Genomic DNA, 17,895 nt, shown 5'->3' with positions numbered 1-17,895 from the left:
GGGAGCTGTCGGCGGCGCCGGGCGCGGGGGGCGAGCCGATCCACGAGTGGCTGGAGCTGCGCCCGTTCCTGACCGAAGCCCCCACCGTCACCGAATGAACGAGGCGCTGCTGCGGGGCCTCACACCGGACGTCCTGCAGATCCTCGTCCGCCGCGGGGCCGGCTTCGCGGCGGCCGAGGACGCCGTGCAGGACGCCCTGGTCGAGGCGATCGGGGCCTGGCCGCAGGACCCGCCGCGCGACCCCAAGGGCTGGCTGGTCACCGTCGCCTGGCGCAAGTTCCTCGACGCGACCAGGGCCGACACCGCCCGCCACCGGCGGGAGGAACGGGCCGACCGGGAACCGGAGCCGGGCCCGGCGGCGGGGGCCGACGACACGCTGTGGCTCTACTTCCTGTGCGCCCACCCGTCGCTGACGGCGTCGTCGGCGGTCGCGCTGACCCTGCGGGCGGTCGGCGGGCTGACCACCCGCCAGATCGCCCGCGCGTACCTGGTGCCCGAGGCGACCATGGCCCAGCGCATCAGCCGCGCCAAGCGGACCGTGTCGGGGGTGCGGTTCGACCGTCCGGGCGACGTCGGCACCGTGCTGCGCGTTCTGTACCTGGTGTTCAACGAGGGGTACTCGGGCGATGTGGACCTGGTCGCGGAGGCGATCCGGCTCACCCGGCGGCTCGCCGCCGCGTTCGACCACCCCGAGGCGGCCGGGCTGCTGGCGCTCATGCTGCTCCACCACGCCCGCCGGGACGCCCGCACCGCGCCCGACGGCGGCCTGGTGCCGCTCGCCGAGCAGGACCGCGGCCGGTGGGACACCGGGCTGATCGCCGAGGGCGTCGAGATCCTGCAGGCGGCGCTGGCCCGCGACCGGCTCGGCGAGTTCCAGGCGCAGGCCGTCGTCGCGGCCCTGCACGCCGACGCGCCCACCGCCGCCGAAACCGACTGGGTGCAGATCGTCGAGTGGTACGACGAACTCGCGCGCCTGACCGCGAGCCCGATCGTCCGGCTCAACCGCGCGGTGGCGGTCGGCGAGGCGGACGGGCCGCGCGCGGGGCTGGCCGCCCTCGCGGAGCTGGACGACGCCCTGCCCCGCCACACCGCGGTCGCGGCGTACCTTCACGAGCGCGACGGCGACCTGGTCAAGGCGGCGCGGCTCTACGCCGAGGCGGCCCGCAAAGCGCCCAACCTCGCCGAACGCGACCACCTGACCCGGCAAGCCGCCCGGATCAACACCCTCCGGAACCGCTGACGGCGCGCACCCGTCCTCGCGGCGACACCGGCGGCCGGTGATCGGCCGGAAGAGAAACAATCATGCGTGATTGATTTTTTCTTGACCGGGTGGCAGTGTGCTGGCCATGAGTCGACCGTTGCGGATCGGCAACGCCTCGGGTTTCTATGGCGACCGGTTCTCCGCCGTCCGGGAGATGCTGGAGGGAGGGCCGCTCGACGTCCTCACCGGCGACTATCTCGCCGAGCTGACGATGCTGATCCTCGGCCGCGGCAAGATGAAGGACCCGGACGCCGGGTACGCGACGACGTTCCTGCGGCAGATGGAGGAATCGCTCGGGCTCGCGGCCGAACGGGGCACCAAGATCGTCACCAACGCCGGCGGGCTCAATCCGCGCGGACTGGCGGCGAAGCTGCGCGGGCTCGCCGAACGGCTCGGCGTCCCGATCGAGGTCGCCTACGTCGAGGGCGACGACCTGCTGGCGCGGACGGACGAACTGGGCCTGGCGGACGCGCGGTACGGGCGGCCGCTCACCGCGAACGCCTACCTCGGCGGGTGGGGGATCGCCGAGTGCCTGCGGGGCGGCGCCGACGTGGTCGTGACCGGACGGGTGACCGACGCGTCGCTCGTCGTCGGCCCCGCGGCGGCGCACTTCGGCTGGGAGCGCGACGACTGGGACGCCCTCGCCGGTGCGACCGTCGCCGGGCACGTCCTGGAGTGCGGGACGCAGGCGACGGGCGGCAACTACGCGTTCTTCCAAGAAATCTACAACGTAAAGGCCCCCGGCTTCCCGCTGGCCGAGGTGCACTCCGACGGGACGTGCGTGATCACCAAGCACGCCGGGACGGGCGGGGCCGTCACCGTCGAGACCGTCACCGCCCAGCTCCTGTACGAGATCGGCGGCCCGGACTACGCCGGCCCGGACGTGACCACGCGGTTCGACACGATCGAGCTGCACCGGGACGGGCCCGACCGGGTCTCCATCGCCGGTGTGCGGGGAGCGCCGCCGCCTCCGTCCACCAAGGTGTGCCTCAACCACCTCGGGGGGCACCGTAACGAGATGACGTTCGTGCTCACCGGCCTGGACATCGAAGCCAAAGCCGAATTCGCGAAGGCGCAGCTGGAGGCGGGCTTCGGCGGCTCCCGTCCGGCGAGGGTCGAGTGGACGCTCGTCGGAAACCCCGCGCCCGACCCCGTGACGCAGGGCGAGGCGACGGCGTTGCTGCGCTGCGCCGTGCTCGACCCCGACCCCGAGAAGGTCGGCCGGAGTTTCAGCGGTGCCGCCGTGGAGCTGGCGCTCGCCGGATATCCCGGCTTCACGATGACGTCCCCACCGGGGAAGGGCAGCCCGTACGGGGTGTATTCGCCCGCGTTCGTCCCCAACGAAAAGGTCGAGCACACGGCGGTCCTGCCGGACGGCACCCGCGTCGCCGTCGCTCCCGTCGCTTCCACCCAGCCCGCCGCTTCCGCCCCGCCTTCCGCCGACCCGGCGGGGATCGACGTCCCCGCCGCGGGGCCGGCCCGGCGCGTGCCGCTGGGGCGGGTCGCCGGGGCGCGCAGCGGAGACAAGGGCGGTGACGCCAACATCGGCGTGTGGGCCCGCACCGACGCCCAATGGCGGTGGCTGGAGCCCTACCTCACCGTCGAGCGGCTTCGGGAACTCCTGCCCGAGACGCGGGCGCACACCGTCACGCGGTACGTCCTGCCGAACCTGCGCGCGGTCAACTTCGTCGTCGAAGGGCTGCTGCAGGAGGGCGTGTCCGCCTCGACCCGGTTCGACCCGCAGGGCAAGGCCCTCGGGGAATGGCTGCGGTCCCGCCTCGTCGACGTCCCGGAGGCCGTCCTGTGAAACTGAAGAGCGCGCTCGATCCGCACGGCCCCGAGTACCGCGAGCGGCGGGCGGCGATGCTGGCGAAGCTGGCGGAACTGGACGCCGAGCACGCGAAGGCGCTCGCGGGCGGCGGCGAGAAGTACGTCGCGCGGCATCGCGGGCGCGGCAAGCTGCTCGCGCGCGAACGGATCGAGCTGCTCCTCGACCGCGACTCGCCGTTCCTGGAGCTGAGTCCGCTCGCGGCGTGGGGGAGCGACTTCCCCGTGGGGGCGAGCGTCGTCACGGGCATCGGGGTGGTCGAGGGCGTCGAGTGCGTGATCGTCGCCAACGATCCGACGGTGCGGGGCGGCGCCAGCAACCCGTGGACGGTGAAGAAGAGCTTCCGCGCCTCCGACATCGCGCTGGAGAACCGGCTGCCGGTGATCAACCTGGTGGAGTCGGGCGGCGCGGACCTGCCGTCGCAGAAGGAGATCTTCATTCCCGGCGGGCGGATGTTCCGGGACCTGACGCGGCTGTCGGCGGCCGGGATCCCCACGATCGCGCTCGTGTTCGGGAACTCGACCGCGGGCGGGGCGTACATTCCGGGCATGTGCGACCACGTCGTCATGGTGAAGGAACGCGCGAAGGTGTTCCTCGGCGGACCGCCGCTGGTGAAGATGGCGACGGGCGAGGAGGCCGACGACGAGGAGCTCGGCGGCGCGGAGATGCACGCGCGGACGTCCGGGCTCGCCGACTACATGGCCGTGGACGAACCGGACGCGCTCAGGCTCGGCCGGCAGATCGTCAAAGGGCTGAACCACCGGCGGCGGGGACCGGAGCCGGGTGCCGTCGAGGAGCCGCTGTACCCGTCGGACGAGCTGGCGGGGATCGTCCCCGAGGATCTGAAGACCCCGTTCGACCCGCGGGAGGTCATCGCGCGCTCGCGGACGGTTCGCGGTTCGACGAGTTCAAGCCGCTGTACGGGACGAGCCTGGTCACCGGGTGGACGCGCGTGCACGGGTATCCGGTGGGGATCCTCGCGAACGCGCAGGGCGTGCTGTTCGGGGACGAGGCGCAGAAGGCCGCCCAGTTCATCCAGCTCGCGAATCGGGCGGACACGCCGCTGGTGTTCCTGCACAACACGACCGGTTACATGGTCGGCCGGGAGTACGAGCAGGCGGGGATCATCAAGCACGGCGCTCTGATGATCAACGCGGTGTCGAACAGCAAGGTCCCGCACATCTCGATCGTGATGGGGGCGTCCTACGGTGCCGGGAACTACGGCATGTGCGGGCGGGCCTACGATCCCCGTTTCCTGTTCGCGTGGCCGAGCGCGAAGTCGGCGGTGATGGGGCCGCAGCAGCTCGCCGGGGTGCTGTCGATCGTCGCGCGGCAGGCCGCCGAAGCGCGCGGGCAGGTCTACGACGAGGATCAGGATCGCGCCATGCGGGAGATGGTGGAGGCGCAGATCGAGGCGGAGTCGCTGCCGTTCTTCCTGTCCGGCCGGTTGTACGACGACGGGGTGATCGACCCGCGCGACACCCGGACCGTCCTCGGCCTGTGCCTGTCCGCCGTCCACAACGCGCCAGTGCGCGGAGCCGACGGCTTCGGCGTCTTCCGGATGTGAGCGTGATGATCAAAAGGTTGCTGGTCGCGAACCGGGGCGAGATCGCGCGCCGCGTCATGCGCGCCTGCCGGGAGCTGGGCGTCGGCGCGGTGGCGGTGTTCTCCGACGCCGACGCGGACGCCCCGCACGTGCGGGAGGCCGATGTCGCCGGACGGCTGCCCGGTGCGGCCCCCGCCGAGACGTACCTGTCCGCCGGGCGGATCCCTCGACGCCGCCCGCGCGGCGGGGGCGGACGCCGTCCATCCCGGGTACGGGTTCCTGTCGGAGAACGCGGACTTCGCGCGGGCCGTCGTCGCCGCCGGGCTGACCTGGGTGGGGCCGCCGCCCGCCGCGATCGCGGCGATGGGGTCGAAGATCGAGGCGAAGAAGCTGATGGCGGCGGCGGGCGTCCCGGTGCTGCCCGAGCTCGATCCCGAGCGGGCGTCCGGGGGTGACCTGCCGCTGCTGGTCAAGGCGTCCGCGGGCGGCGGCGGGCGCGGGATGCGGGTCGTCCGCGACCTGGCGGAGCTGGACGACGCGGTCGCCGCGGCCCGCCGGGAGGCCGAGTCGGCGTTCGGTGACCCGGCGGTGTTCTGCGAGCCGCTGCTGGAGAACGCCCGCCATATCGAGGTGCAGATCCTGGCGGACGCGCACGGCACCGTGTGGGCGCTCGGCGAGCGCGAATGCTCGATCCAGCGCCGCCACCAGAAGATCGTCGAGGAGGCGCCGTCCCCGGCCGTCGGTGCCGGGCTGCGGGACGAGCTGTGCCGTGCGGCCGTCGACGCGGCGCGGGCCATCGGCTATGCCGGGGCGGGGACGGTCGAGTTCATGCTCGCGCCGGACGGCCGGTTCTACTTCCTGGAGGTCAACACCCGGCTGCAGGTCGAGCATCCGGTGACCGAGTGCGTGCACGGGGTGGACCTCGTCCGGTGGCAGATCGACATCGCCGAGGGCGCCCGGCTGCCGGACGCGCCGCCGGAGCCGCGCGGCCACGCGATCGAGGTGCGGCTGTACGCGGAGGATCCGGCCGCGGACTGGCGCCCGGCGAGCGGCGTGCTGCACACGTTCGAGGTGCCGGGCGTCGACGCGGCGTTCGCCGTGCCCGCGTCGTTCGGGCTGCGGCTGGACGCGGGCGTGGAGAGCGGGTCGGTGGTCGGGGTCCACTACGACCCGATGCTCGCCAAGCTGATCGCGTGGGGGCCGACGCGGGACGCGGCGGCGCGGCGGCTCGCGGCGGGACTGCGGGGCGCCCGGATCCACGGCCCGGCGACCAACCGCGACCTGCTCGTGCGGATCCTGGAGGAGCGGTCGTTCCTCGCGGGCGACACCGACACCGGGTACCTCGATCGGGTCGGGGTGGACGTGCTGGCGGCGCCGCTCGCCGATGCGGACGCCGTCCGGACGTCCGCGCTGGCCGCGGCGCTCGCGGCGCGCGGGGGAGCGGGCGGCGGCGCGGGTGCAGGGCGGGCTGCCGTCCGGGTGGCGCAACGGTGCGGTCGCGGCGCAGCGCAGGTCGTTCGACGGCCCGGCCGGGACGGTCGACGTCGACTACGTCCTGGGCCGTGACGGCCTGGTCTGCGAGCAGTGCCCCGGGACGTCGGTGGTGTCGGCGGCGCCGCACGAGGTCGTCCTGGAACGCGGCGGCCTCCGCGAGACCTTCGCCGTGACGACGGCGGGCGGCGGAGCGGACGGTGGAACGGGTGACGGTACGGGAGGCGGCGCGGTGTTCGTCGACTCGCGGTTCGGCCCGGTCGCGTTCCGGGCGGTGCCGCGGTTCGCCGACCCGAGCGACCAGATCGCCCCCGGGTCGCTGCTGGCGCCGATGCCCGGGACGGTCGTGCGCGTCGAGGTCGAGGCGGGCGCGCGGGTCGCCGAGGGGCAGGCCCTCGTCGTCCTGGAGGCGATGAAGATGGAGCACCGCATCGCCGCTCCCGCCGCCGGGACCGTGGCGGAACTCAACGTCGCCGCCGGGCGGCAGGTCGAGGCCGGTGCCGTCCTCGCCGTGATCGAAGGGAACCACGAGTGAGTTTCACCGAGACCGAGGAGCGGCGGGCGCTGCGCGCGGCCGTCGCGGAACTGGGCGCGAAGTACGGTTCGTCGTACTACGTGGGGAAGGCCCGGTCGGGCGAGAAGACGGACGAGCTGTGGGCGGAGGCGGGACGTCTCGGCTATCTCGGCGTCAACGTGCCCGAGGAGTACGGCGGCGGGGGCGGCGGCATCGGCGACCTCGCGGCGGTGTGCGAGGAGCTGGCGGCGGCGGGCTGCCCGCTGCTGCTGATGGTGGTGTCCCCGGCGATCTGCGCGACGATCATCGCGCGGTCCGGCACCGAGGGGCAGAAGAAGCAGTGGCTGCCGCGGTTCGCGGACGGGTCGGTGAAGATGGCGTTCGCGATCACCGAGCCGGACGCGGGTTCCAACGCGCACCGCATCACCACCACCGCGCGCCGCGACGGCGACGGCTGGGTGCTGAACGGGCAGAAGACGTTCATCTCGGGCGTGGACGAGTCGGACGCGGTCCTGTTCGTCTGCCGGACCGAGGACCAGAAGGGCAACCTGCGGCCGTCGCTGTTCATCGTCCCGACGGACGCGGACGGGTTCGCCTTCACGCCGATCGACATGGAGATCGTGTCGCCGGAGAAGCAGTTCGTCTGCCACCTCGACGACGTGCGGCTGCCCTACGACGCGCTCGTCGGCGACGAGGACGGCGGGCTGCTGCAGCTGTTCGCGGGCCTCAACCCCGAGCGGATCATGGCGTCGGCGATGGGCGCGGGGATCGGGCGGCTCGCGCTCGGCAAGGCGACCGCGTACGCGAAGGACCGGCAGGTGTTCAAGACGCCGATCGGCGCGCACCAGGGTGTCGCGCATCCGCTGGCCGCGGCGAAGATCGAGCTGGAGCTGGCGCGGCTGATGGGGCAGAAGGCCGCCGCGCTGTACGACGAGGGCGACGACATGGGCGCGGGGGAGTCGGCGAACATGGCGAAGTACGCGACCGCGGAGGCCGCGATCCACTGCGTCGACCAGGCGATCCAGACGCACGGCGGCAACGGGCTGACGACCGAGTACGGGGTCGGGATGCTCGCGGGCGTCGTCCGGCTGATGCGGATCGCGCCGGTCAGCCGGGAGATGATCCTGAACTTCGTCGCCCAGCACTCCCTGGGGCTGCCCAAGTCCTACTGAGGTGCGGCCCCGCCGATCCGCTCGCGGTTCACGACTCGGGCGGGCCGCACCAGCGGCGGACCAGGGCGTCCACCTGGTCGGCCGGTGCGGCCGGGGCGGTGAGCCGGTTGTCGACGGCGGCGTGCGGGACGGGCGGCGGCTCGTCCGGCCGCATCCGTTCGACGAACTCGGCGAACGCGGCGAGCTTGCCGGTGTCGCGCGGCGAACCCCGCCGCTCCAGGCGATGCCGCAGCGTCGCCGCGTCCGTCCGGATCCACACCAGCCGCACCGGGTCGCCGCCCAGCGCCCGGACCCACTCCGCCCAGCGGTCCGCCGAGCGGATCTGGCCGGTGAACGGGCCGCTCAGCAGCACCGGGCAGCCGTGCCCGCGGACCTCCCGGGCGGTGGCGGTCAGCCCCGCGTACTCGTGCCGCTTGATGTGCGCGTCGTACCAGGGGCCCTCGCGTTCGCCCGGGTCGCGGCCCGCCGCCGTCAGCGTCGCCGCGACGAACCCGCCGTAGAGGGTGTCCTTGTCGAGCAGTGCCGGGACGGGCCGCAGCCGCGCCAGCAGCAGCGCCGCCACCGTGGACTTCCCGGCGCCTGGCGGGCCCGCCACCGCCCACACCGGCGCGGGCGGATCGCCCGCCGTCACGCCGACAGCCGCATGCGGCGGGTCGCGAGCCGCTCGATGCGTTCCTCGTCGATCTCGTGGCCGAGGCCGGGCTGGGTGAGCGGCACCCCGACGACGCCGCCGGACGAGCGCACCGGCGGCGTCACGTACACCGGGCCGTGCGCCGGGTCGGACACGTCGCTCGGCAGCGTGCAGCCGGGCAGTGCGGCCAGCGCCACGGCGGCGGCCTGCCCGATCCCGAACCCGCCGGTGCCGCTGCACCACACGTCCCAGCCCGCCGCGTACGCGAGGTCGTGGGCGCTGCGGGCGGCGGTGAGCCCGCCGAACCGGTCGAGGCGCAGGTGCAGCGCGCGGCCCGCGTCCAGCCGCAGTGCCGCTTCGAGGGCGTCCAGGTCGCCGAGGTCGGGCGCGACGGCCGCGCCGATCCGGTGCTGCAGCCGCGCGTGCGCCGCGAGGTCGTCGGACGGGAAGGGGCGTTCGATCGCCGCGAGCCCGTAGGCGTCCAGCCCGGCCAGCACCTCCAGGTGCTCGGGCGTGTCGCGGTAGGCGTGGCCCGCGTCGACGACGAGCGCCAGCGCCGGGAACGCCTGCCGGATCACCCGGATCGGCTCGATGTCCCAGCCGGGGCGGACGTCCACGGTGACGCGGGTGTGGCCCGCGCCGATCGCCTGGTTGACGCGGGTGGGCAGGGTCTCCAGCACCTGCGCGGGCGTGATCCGGGCGCCGGTGACGATGGACGTGCGGGTGCCGCCGAGCGCGTGCGCGAGCGGCAGGCCGCGGGTGCGGCACCACAGGTCCCAGCAGGCGGTGTCGATCGCGGCGGCGGCCTCGTGCGCGCCGAGGTCGGCGGCGGCGGACACGTCCTCGGGCCGGTCCCACGCGAGCCCGATCAGCGCGGGACCCATCCGGTTCTCGATGTCGGCCCACGGGTCGGCCCGTCCGGCGCCGTCCCGTCCGGTGCCCGGGGGGACGGCGCCGTTGCGGCCCGTGCGCGCCGCGGTCGCCGCGCGCGTCCGGGACGGCGACCTCGCCCCAGCCGGTCGTGCCGTCCGCCGTCGGCGAGCCGGACGAGGATGCTCTCGGCCCGCCGGCCGCGCGGCATCGCCACCCGGAAGGCGTGGCAGTCCTGGATCCGAGGCACCTCGCACCCGCCTCTCTCATGCTCGGCAGACGTCTCCCCTCAATGATCCACCCTTCGGGGAGCTGCGGGAACATGCCCGGCGGGGCTCAGGGGCAGCTCGCCTCCAGCGACACCGGCTCGGTGTCGGGGGCCGCGGACGTCGGGGTCGTGCCGGGGCTCGGCGAGCCCTGCGCCTGGACGGGCGGGTCGACGGTCGCCCCGCCGGTCGGCGTCGTCGACGGCGATGCGGACGGCTTCGGGGTGCCGGAGGCGGCGGCCTCGTCGGCGGCGCCGACCGCCTCGGCGGCGAGCTTGCGGATCTTCTCGAAGTCGGGGTTGCCGGTATGGATCAGCGGCGGGACGAACTGGAGGCTGTCGATCCGCGCGTCCTCCTTGACCTCGCCGGACAGCTCGATCAGCGCGGGCAGGAGTTCCTGTGGGATGTCGGTCGACAGCGTCTGCTTGGCGGCCGAGGCCAGCGCGTCGAACTTGGTGAGGACGGTCCGCGGGTCGGCCTGCTCGGCGATCGCGGCCATCAGGCACTTCTGCCGGCCCATCCGCACGTAGTCGCTGCTGTTGGTGCGCGACCGCCCGTACCAGAGGGCCTCCTTGCCGGTCAGCATCCGGTTTCCCGGCTGGAGGACGTCGCCCTGCTGCCCGTACGGGATCGGCTGGAGAATATTGATCTGCACGCCGCCCATGGCGTCGATGATGTCGGCGAAACCGAACATATCGACAAGAATGTAGTAATCGACGGGCATGTCGAGAATTCCGGAGATGGTCGCCTTCAGCAGGGTCGGGCCGCGCTCGCCTTTGGGGACGCCCGGAACCACGTCGGGATGCTCCTCGGCGTACTGGTAGACCTCGTTCAGCAGCCCGGGGTTCAGCGCGCCGTCGCCGGTGAACCCGTACGGGAACCGGTCGCGCGCGGGCCCCGGCGGCATCGGGAAGCTCTCCAGGTTGCGCGGGAGGCTCAGCAGGACGGTGTCGCCGGTGGCGGTGTCGACGCTGGCGAGCGTCATGCTGTCGGTGCGGACCCCGGGGCGGTTCTCGGCGGCGTCGCCGCCGAGCAGCAGGATGTTGACGCGCTCCTCGCCGTTCCACGGATCGTCCGCGTCGATCTTCTGGCCGTTCGAGCCGCCCGCCTTGAAGATGCTGGTCAGCGCGTCCCGGTAGACGTACGTGCCGCGCACCGCCCACGCCGTCGGGACCGCGACGCCGAAGCACATCAGCGCGACGGCGGCGGCGCCGAGCGTCCGCCCGCTCAGCCGCAGCCCGTCCGGGCGGAGCAGCTGGTAGGAGCGGACGACGATCGCGACCCACAGCACGCCGAGCACGATGAGGCCGCCGGTGATCTGCTGCAGGACGTCCGGGCGGAGGGCCAGGTTGACCAGGTCGCCGCGGTAGATCGTGGCGGCGGCCGCGACCGCGGCGACGAGCACCGTGTACAGCGCGAGCAGCAGGCCGCCGAACCGGCGGCGGCCGGTCACGATGTGGGCGACGCCCCAGACCAGGGCGGAGGCGAGCGTCAGCGCGAGCGCGCGGGGAAGCCCGCCCGACCCTCCGGGAGATCCGCCGCCGTCCGGCCGCCGGGCGCGACGACTCGCCCATCCACCCATGTAACTCCGATCCCCGCCCACGGTGATTTAATCCTCCGGCCTCACATTATGGACGCACGAAACCCGTCAAGGGTTTCTCTCGCGCACATTCGTGATCTTGTTGAGGGCGGATCGATACCCCGCGTTCGCGCGCGCGTCACCCGCGCGTCGCCCACCGGCCGGTCAGCCGCAGCGGTCGGCGAGGGCCGGCAGCGGCCGGGCGTCCCCCGTCTTCGCGCCGCCGCCGGCGGAGCCGTCCGGCCCGGCGGTGTCCCGGACCGCCCGCGCCGCCAGCCGCCGGATCGCCGCGTAGTCGGGACGTCCCGGCGAGATCACCGGCGGGACGAACTGCAGGCTGCGGACGTCGGCGTCGCGGATCTTCGCGGCCAGCCCGACCAGCGCGGGCAGCAGCCCCCGCGGGACGTCGGTGCCGACCGACTCCGCGAACACCTCGGTGAGCCGCTGGAAGCTGCGCAGCACGGTCAGCGGGCCCGCCTGGCGCGCCAGCGCCCACAGCAGGCATTTCTGCCGGCCCATCCGCACGTAGTCGCTGCTGTCCGTACGGGACCGCCCGTACCAGAGCGCCTCCCGGCCGGTCAGCGTGCGGCAGCCCGGCGCCAGCACGCCCGCCGGGACCTGCGACCGGGGCACCGGGACCGGTTCGGGCACGCACACCCGGACGCCGCCGACCGCGTCGACGATCTGCCGAAAGCTGCGCATGTCGACCATCACGTAATAGGGGACCGGCATGCCCAGGATGTGGCCGACCGTCCGCTTCAGCAGTTCCGCGCCGGGGTCGCGGACGGCGCGCCCGCCCCCCGCGAGCAGCCCGGGGCGGTCCGTCCCCTCGCGGTAGACGGCGTTCAGCAGCCCGTCGGCCGGATAGGGGACGCGCCCCGCGCCCGACCACACCGGCACCTGTTGCAGGTTGCGCGGCAGGCTCAGCAGGACGGTGTCGCCGGTGGCGGTGTCGACGCTGGCGAGCGTCATGCTGTCGGTGCGCTCGCCCGGCCGTCCCACGTCGCGTCGCCGCCGAGCAGCAGGACGTTGAGGCGCGGCACGCCGGCCAACGGGTTTCCGCCGGGTCCGTCCTCGGCGGGCACGGGGCCGCCGGTGCCGCCCGCCCCCGCGGCGGGCGACGCGGGCCCGTCGGCGAAGACGCCGTCGACGAGCCCGCGCTGCAGGTGCCCGTAGTGCGCCACCGTCAGCGGCGGGACGATCACCAGCAGGCACAGCACCGACACGGTCGTGCCGCCCGCGAGCCGCCACAGCGGCGCGAGCCCGTCCGGCAGCAGCACCAGGTAGGAGTGGACGATCAGCAGCGCCCACAGCGCCGCCAGCACCACCGAGCAGGCCGTGAGCGCCGCGAGCCAGCCCGGACGCACCGACAGCTGCAGGAACAGCGGCCGCAGCTGGGCGAACGCCAGCGCCGCGGCCGTCAGCAGCGTTGCCTGGACGCCGAGCAGCGCCCCGCCGAGCCGGACCCGCCCGGCCCGCAGCTGCGCCAGGCCGGGCAGGACGGGGGACACCGACGCCATCAGCAGCGCCTCCGCCAGCGCGAACAGGGGCGGGCCCCCGCCGCGCGCGCCGCCGCGCCGACCACGCACGTGCCGATCGAGCACGTGCCGACCACTCACCTGCCGATCACGTACAAGCCGATCACTCACATCGCGATCGAGTACGCGCCGGCCGCTCGCGCCGCGCCGGTGACGCCCGCCGTGCCCGTCCGCTTCGTACCGCCGGTCGCGCTCGTCCGCCGGTCCCCGGTCCGGCTCCCCCTCGCGCATGCTCCGCCCCTCCCGGGCGCGGTCCCCCTGCCGCGTCCTGAGGCGAGCGTGCAACCGCGGATACCGCACGCGCGGGCGGCGCGCGCGGCGTGTCGCGGAAAAACGCGGGCCGCTGACCAGCCCGAACGCGTCCGTTTACCAGCTGCTGGACAGCGGCATGCCCTCGGCGTAGCCGGACGTGCTCTGGATCCCGACGGTCGCGCGCTCGTGGAACTCCTCGAGCGAGCGGGCGCCCGCATAGGTGCAGGAGCTGCGCAGCCCCGCCACGATCGAGTCGATCAGGTCCTCCACGCCGGGACGCTGCGGGTCCAGGAACATGCGGGAGGTCGAGATGCCCTCCTCGAACAGCGCCTTGCGGGCGCGGTCGAACGGGGAGTCCTCGGCGGTGCGCAGCCGCACCGCGCGCGCCGACGCCATCCCGAAGCTCTCCTTGTAGAGCCGTCCGTCGGCGGCGCGCTGCAGGTCGCCCGGCGACTCGTAGGTGCCGGCGAACCAGGAGCCGACCATCACGTTGGCGGCCCCGGCGGCGAGCGCGAGCGCGACGTCGCGGGGATGCCGGACGCCGCCGTCGGCCCACACGTGCCGGCCCAGGCGGCGGGCCTCGGCGGCGCACTCCAGGACGGCGGAGAACTGCGGGCGGCCCACCCCGGTCATCATCCGGGTGGTGCACATGGCGCCCGGCCCCACGCCGACCTTGACGATGTCGGCGCCCGCCTCGATCAGGTCGCGGGTGCCCTCGGCCGTCACCACGTTGCCCGCCACGACCGGCACGGCCGGGTCCAGGGCGCGGACGGCGGCGAGCGCGGCGATCATCTTGTCCTGGTGGCCGTGCGCGGTGTCGACCACGAGCAGGTCGGCGCCCGCCTCCAGCAGCGCCTTCGCCTTCCCGGCGACGTCGCCGTTCACCCCGACCGCGGCGGCGATGTGCAGCTTCCCGGCGGCGTCGACGGCGGGGGCGTAGAGGGTGGCGCGCAGCGCGCCGGTGCGGGTGAGGACGCCGGTGAGGCGGCCCTGCGCGTCGACGACGGGCGCGAGGCGGTGGCCCCGCTCGTGCAGTCGCTCGAACGCCTCCCGCGGGTCCACCCCGGCGGGCAGCGTCACCAGGTCGCGGGACATGATGTCGCGCAGCTGCGAGAACCGGTCGACGCCCTGGCAGTCGGCCTCGGTGACCACGCCGACGGGACGGTCGTCGGCGACGACGATCACGGCGTTGTGCGCCCGCTTGGGCAGCAGCGCGAGCGCGTCCCCGGCGGTGCTCGACGGGCCCAGCGTGATCGGGGTGTCCACGACCAGGTCGCGTCCCTTGACCCAGCCGATGACCTCGGCGACGACCTCCGCCGGGATGTCCTGCGGGAGCACCGCGACGCCGCCGCGCCGGGCGACGGTCTCGGCCATCCGGCGGCCGGACACCGCGGTCATGTTCGCGACGACGAGCGGAACGGTCGTCCCGCTGCCGTCCCCGGTCGACAGGTCGACCTCCAGGCGCGAGCGACCGACGAGCGGCCGGGCACCATGAAGACGTCGTTGTAGGTGAGGTCGTGAGCGGAGTGCTCACCGTTCAGCAGGCGCACGGCTGTCAAACACACCAATCGAGGATGAAAGTGGCTGGGCCACCGTACATTGTGTGCCATACCCCCCGATGGTCGGCACACGCACCCGCCTCTTCCGTACGGACGTCTGTACGTGCATCCGTACGTGCGCCCGTACGTGCGTCGGTGTGTGCGTCGGCGTGTGCGTCTGTGCGTGCGTCCGCACCCAGGGGTGATGACCCTGTGTCTCCGGCGTGCGGACGACACTTTCGTACCGGTTTCCGTGCCGCCTTGCAGGCATAACAGAAGTGGATGCCCGTACAGAGCGGAAAGCGGTGCAACGTGAGGCTTAGCTCTCTGTAAAGTTACCTCTTGACGTAACTGCGCCCCCGATGCACTTTTCTTACATGTGCCTCACGCGGACGGCCGTCCTGCCGTAGGGGCGTCACATCAGAACACCGGGAGAGGCGCATGCAGGCCACGCACGCGGACCCGGTCCGCGTCATCGCCGGGGGCGCGAGCGCCGCACCCGCCGCAGGCCCCGCGCACATCGCGCGTCTCGCGCCCCGCGGGGGCTCCCGATGCCCCCGCGGCGATCCCGGGTGCGTCCCTCCGGGGGCGTCCCGCCGAGCCCTGTGGAGTGTCGGCGTGCGTCCCGCGCGGCCGCCGCCGGGCCGCCGGACGGCTCCTGCCGCCGGCGGCGTTCGCACGTCCGCAGCGGGGTGCGCGACGCCGAAAACGGCAGCGCGCGCGACCGTTCGCAGACGCATCGACGGCCGCCGGGCAGAGCGAACACGGGCAAGATCAATATTTGACGTCATCCCGTACTGAAATGGAATGATCTTGCAGTTGCTGGCAAAACGATTCATCGCATGTCGAGGAGGACAGCCGTGCTGGATGCGGTCGACGCCGTGCTCGTCCGCGAGCTCCAGCGGGATGGCAGGGCCACGTTCCAGGCGCTCGCCGATCGCGTCGGGCTATCCCGCACGGCCGTGCGGGCACGCGTGCAGAACCTTCTCGAAACGGAGGTCGTCCGCGTCGTCGGCATCGTGCACGCCGCCGTCGTCGGCACCGAGGCGATCGGACACGTCTCGGTCACCGTGGACGGCTCCGCGCGGGAGGTCGCGGCGGCCGTCGCCGAACGCGCGGCGGTCGGCTTCGCCGCGCTGACCGCGGGCCCGCACGACCTGGTCGTCCAGGTGCGCACCCGGGACGACGCCGCGCTCGCCGCCGAGCTGGACCACCTGCGGTCCGTCCCGGGGGTGCGGACGGCGGAGGTGTTCCGTTCCGTCGCCACCGTGCGGGACGCCCACACGGTGGTGCGGGAGCTGGGAGAGGTCACCCTCGACGACATCGACTGGCGGCTCCTGCGCGAGCTCCAGCGCGACGGTCGTGCCCCCTACACCCGGCTCGCGCACATCATCGGGCTGTCGCAGGCGGCCACCCGGGCCCGGGTGGTGCGGCTCATGCGCACCGGGGTCATCCAGGTGACCGGCCTCGCCGATCCGCGGGCGCTCGGCGCGGCCGAGCTCGGCGGGTTCGGCCTGCTGGTCGGCGGCGGCCTGCGCAAGGCCGCCGAGGCGGTCGCCGCGCTGGACGGCGTCCGCTACGTGGCGACCGGGTTCGGCCGCTACGACATCGTCGGGCAGGCCGAGGCGGCCTCGCGCGCCGAGCTGGTCACCGTGCTCGACGCGGTCCGGTCGGTGCCCGGCGTGACGGTCCGGGAATCCTGGCACCACCTCGACGTGGTGAAGGAGTCCTACGCCGCCGACCTCCCCGACGGCCGCGCCGACGGCACGTCCTGACGGGCGCGCCGCACGCGACCGCGGGGGAGCGCCTCGGCCACGGCGTGCTCGTGGCCGGGGCATCCGTCCGCTCAGCGGGACCCGCCGCCCGGCGCCTCGCGCACCGACTCCTTGGCGAACGCGAGGAAGTCGCGGCCGGCGGGCGGCAGCCGCCGGTGCGGATGCACCAGCCCGGCGGACCGGGCCAGCGGATGGGCGGCCAGGTCCCCGGGGACGGGCAGGTCGGCGAGCCCGAGGTCGGCGCGGCGCGCGCAGCGCCGCCGCGACCCCGGCCCGGTCCGCGCACCGCACCACCCGGATCCGGACGGGGCGCTGCGCGCGGGCGAACAGCGGGACGAGCCGTCCGGTCAGCTCCGCCTCCAGCGGCACGGTCGTGGCGATGCGCAGGTCGGCGACCCTGCCCGTGGCCGCGCGCGCGGCCAGCGCCTCGATCGCGTCCACCGCCTCCAGCGCGGCCCGCGCCCGCCGGACGACCTGTTCCCCGGCCGGGGTGAGGGCGACGCCGCGCCCCGAGCGGGCGAACAGCTCCAGGCCGAGCTCGCGCTCCAGTTCGCGCACGGCCCGCGACAGCGCGGGCTGGGCGACGTAGAGCGCCTGGGCCGCCGACGTCATCGTCCCGTGGTCGGCGGTCGCCACGACATAGCGCAGCTGCCGCAGGTTCATGCCCTGACGGTATGCCACCCGGCCGCCGCGGTCCCGGACAACGCCGGAACCCGGCCCGAAACGGCCCGACCCGGCCGCGCCGGGCCCCATCCGGCCGCGCCCCGGTTCATCCCGGCCCGGCGGCGTCCTTGCCCGCGGCGGCGTCCCCGTCCCGGTCCGGGACGGTCTCGGGTTCCGGCTGCAGCTGCGGTGCGCCGACCGAGCAGTGGCTCCGGGCCTCCGGCTCGCAGTGCATCCCCTCCGCGACGTGGAGCGCGCCGTCGGAGATCGTCAGCAGCGTCAGCGCCGCCCCGGCCACCAGCAGCCCCGCGCAGACCGTCATCGAGACGCCGAACCCGGCGGCGAACGCGTCCGGGTCCCGCAGCGCGCCGCCGGTCAGGCCGGTCAGCGGCGGGATCGCCGCGACCGCCAGCAGCCCCGCCGCCCGCGCCACCGCGTTGTTGACGCCGCTGGCCACCCCCGCGTGTCGGGACCGCGCCGTCGCCAGCACCGTCGCCGTCAGCGGCGCCACCACCGCCGACAGGCCCAGCCCGAACAGCGTCACCGCGGGCAGCACCTCCCGGGGATAGGACGCGCCCGCGCCGATCCGGCCGACCAGCAGCATTCCGGCGGCCGCCACCAGCAGTCCCGCCGTCATCGGCCAGCGCGGCCCGATCTTCTGCGCGACCGCGCCCGCCCGCGCCGACAGCAGCAGCATCAGCACCGTCACCGGCAGCAGCGCCGCCCCCGCCGCGACCGGCGAGAACCCGCCCACCACCTGCAGTTGCAGCACGAGCAGGAAGAACAGCACGCCCATCCCGCCGTAGACCAGGAACGTCACCGCGTTGACGGCCGAGAACTGCCGGGAACCGAACACCTCCAGCGGGAGCATCGGCCGCGGCACGCCGCCGTCCGGGCCACCGGCGGCGGAACCGGCGGGTCCGCGGCGGGCGAGCAGGCGGCGGCCGCGCCCCCGCCTGCGCTCCACCGCG

The 17,895-nt window shown here is 74.4% G+C and carries 10 protein-coding genes and 4 pseudogenes; 6 read left to right on the top strand and 8 right to left on the bottom strand.

The window, feature by feature from the left end; genetic code table 11:
* Window positions 1–94 precede the first annotated feature (94 nt).
* The 5 genes and pseudogenes from BJF79_RS11355 (at window position 95) to BJF79_RS11335 (ending at window position 7,812) form a co-directional block, all read left to right on the top strand.
* The gene (locus BJF79_RS11355) at window positions 95–1,240 is read left to right on the top strand and encodes an RNA polymerase sigma factor (protein ID WP_075896910.1); all 1,146 of its coding nucleotides are present in this window, start codon (window positions 95–97) and stop codon (window positions 1,238–1,240) included.
* A 106-nt stretch (window positions 1,241–1,346) separates the two neighbouring features.
* Window positions 1,347–3,068: an acyclic terpene utilization AtuA family protein gene (locus BJF79_RS11350; RefSeq protein WP_075896912.1), complete on the top strand. Its 1,722-nt coding sequence runs from the start codon at window positions 1,347–1,349 to the stop codon at window positions 3,066–3,068.
* A 56-nt stretch (window positions 3,069–3,124) separates the two neighbouring features.
* A pseudogene (locus tag BJF79_RS11345) lies at window positions 3,125–4,656 on the top strand (acyl-CoA carboxylase subunit beta).
* A gap of 5 nt (window positions 4,657–4,661) precedes the next feature.
* Window positions 4,662–6,661, top strand: a pseudogene (locus tag BJF79_RS11340) (biotin carboxylase N-terminal domain-containing protein).
* Window positions 6,658–7,812 carry an acyl-CoA dehydrogenase family protein gene (locus BJF79_RS11335; RefSeq protein ID WP_075896908.1) on the top strand — a complete coding sequence of 385 codons (1,155 nt, stop codon included), beginning with the start codon at window positions 6,658–6,660 and terminating at the stop codon, window positions 7,810–7,812. The pseudogene BJF79_RS11340 and the gene BJF79_RS11335 overlap by 4 nt, the downstream one beginning before the upstream one ends.
* A gap of 28 nt (window positions 7,813–7,840) precedes the next feature.
* On the opposite strand, the gene BJF79_RS11330 is transcribed toward BJF79_RS11335, so the two are convergent.
* The 6 genes and pseudogenes from BJF79_RS11330 to BJF79_RS11305 form a co-directional block, all read right to left on the bottom strand.
* Complete coding sequence (locus BJF79_RS11330; RefSeq protein WP_075896906.1) at window positions 7,841–8,443, bottom strand: AAA family ATPase; 603 nt, start codon at window positions 8,441–8,443, stop codon at window positions 7,841–7,843.
* Window positions 8,440–9,327: an enolase C-terminal domain-like protein gene (locus tag BJF79_RS11325; protein ID WP_262401857.1), complete on the bottom strand. Its 888-nt coding sequence runs from the start codon at window positions 9,325–9,327 to the stop codon at window positions 8,440–8,442. Before BJF79_RS11325 ends, BJF79_RS11330 begins: the two co-directional genes overlap by 4 nt.
* Window positions 9,328–9,649: 322 nt before the next feature.
* The gene (locus BJF79_RS11320) at window positions 9,650–11,161 is read right to left on the bottom strand and encodes an LCP family protein (RefSeq protein ID WP_075896904.1); all 1,512 of its coding nucleotides are present in this window, start codon (window positions 11,159–11,161) and stop codon (window positions 9,650–9,652) included.
* 162 nt (window positions 11,162–11,323) lie between these two features.
* On the bottom strand, window positions 11,324–12,130 hold the full coding sequence (locus tag BJF79_RS11315) for an LCP family protein (protein WP_143219847.1): 807 nt from the start codon (window positions 12,128–12,130) through the stop codon (window positions 11,324–11,326).
* A complete protein-coding gene (locus tag BJF79_RS11310) occupies window positions 12,127–12,762 on the bottom strand; it encodes a hypothetical protein (RefSeq protein WP_075896900.1) in 636 nt (211 codons plus the stop codon). The genes BJF79_RS11315 and BJF79_RS11310 overlap by 4 nt, the downstream gene beginning before the upstream one ends.
* Before the next feature lie 300 nt (window positions 12,763–13,062).
* Window positions 13,063–14,441 (bottom strand): annotated as a pseudogene (locus tag BJF79_RS11305) (GuaB1 family IMP dehydrogenase-related protein).
* A 905-nt stretch (window positions 14,442–15,346) separates the two neighbouring features.
* Here BJF79_RS11305 and BJF79_RS11300 point away from each other — a divergent pair.
* A complete protein-coding gene (locus BJF79_RS11300) occupies window positions 15,347–16,261 on the top strand; it encodes an Lrp/AsnC family transcriptional regulator (protein ID WP_075896898.1) in 915 nt (304 codons plus the stop codon).
* Between the two features lie 537 nt (window positions 16,262–16,798).
* Here the strand turns inward: BJF79_RS11300 and BJF79_RS59375 are convergent.
* Window positions 16,799–16,873 (bottom strand): annotated as a pseudogene (locus BJF79_RS59375) (LysR family transcriptional regulator); the annotation flags it as partial.
* A 157-nt stretch (window positions 16,874–17,030) separates the two neighbouring features.
* The coding region (locus BJF79_RS11290) for an MFS transporter (RefSeq protein WP_143219846.1) at window positions 17,031–17,895 on the bottom strand (865 nt) is incomplete at its 5' end.

The sequence above is a fragment of the Actinomadura sp. CNU-125 genome, assembly GCF_001942465.1.
Classification (GTDB): Bacteria; Actinomycetota; Actinomycetes; order Streptosporangiales; family Streptosporangiaceae; genus Spirillospora.
This window is presented reverse-complemented; position numbering and strand designations above follow the sequence as displayed.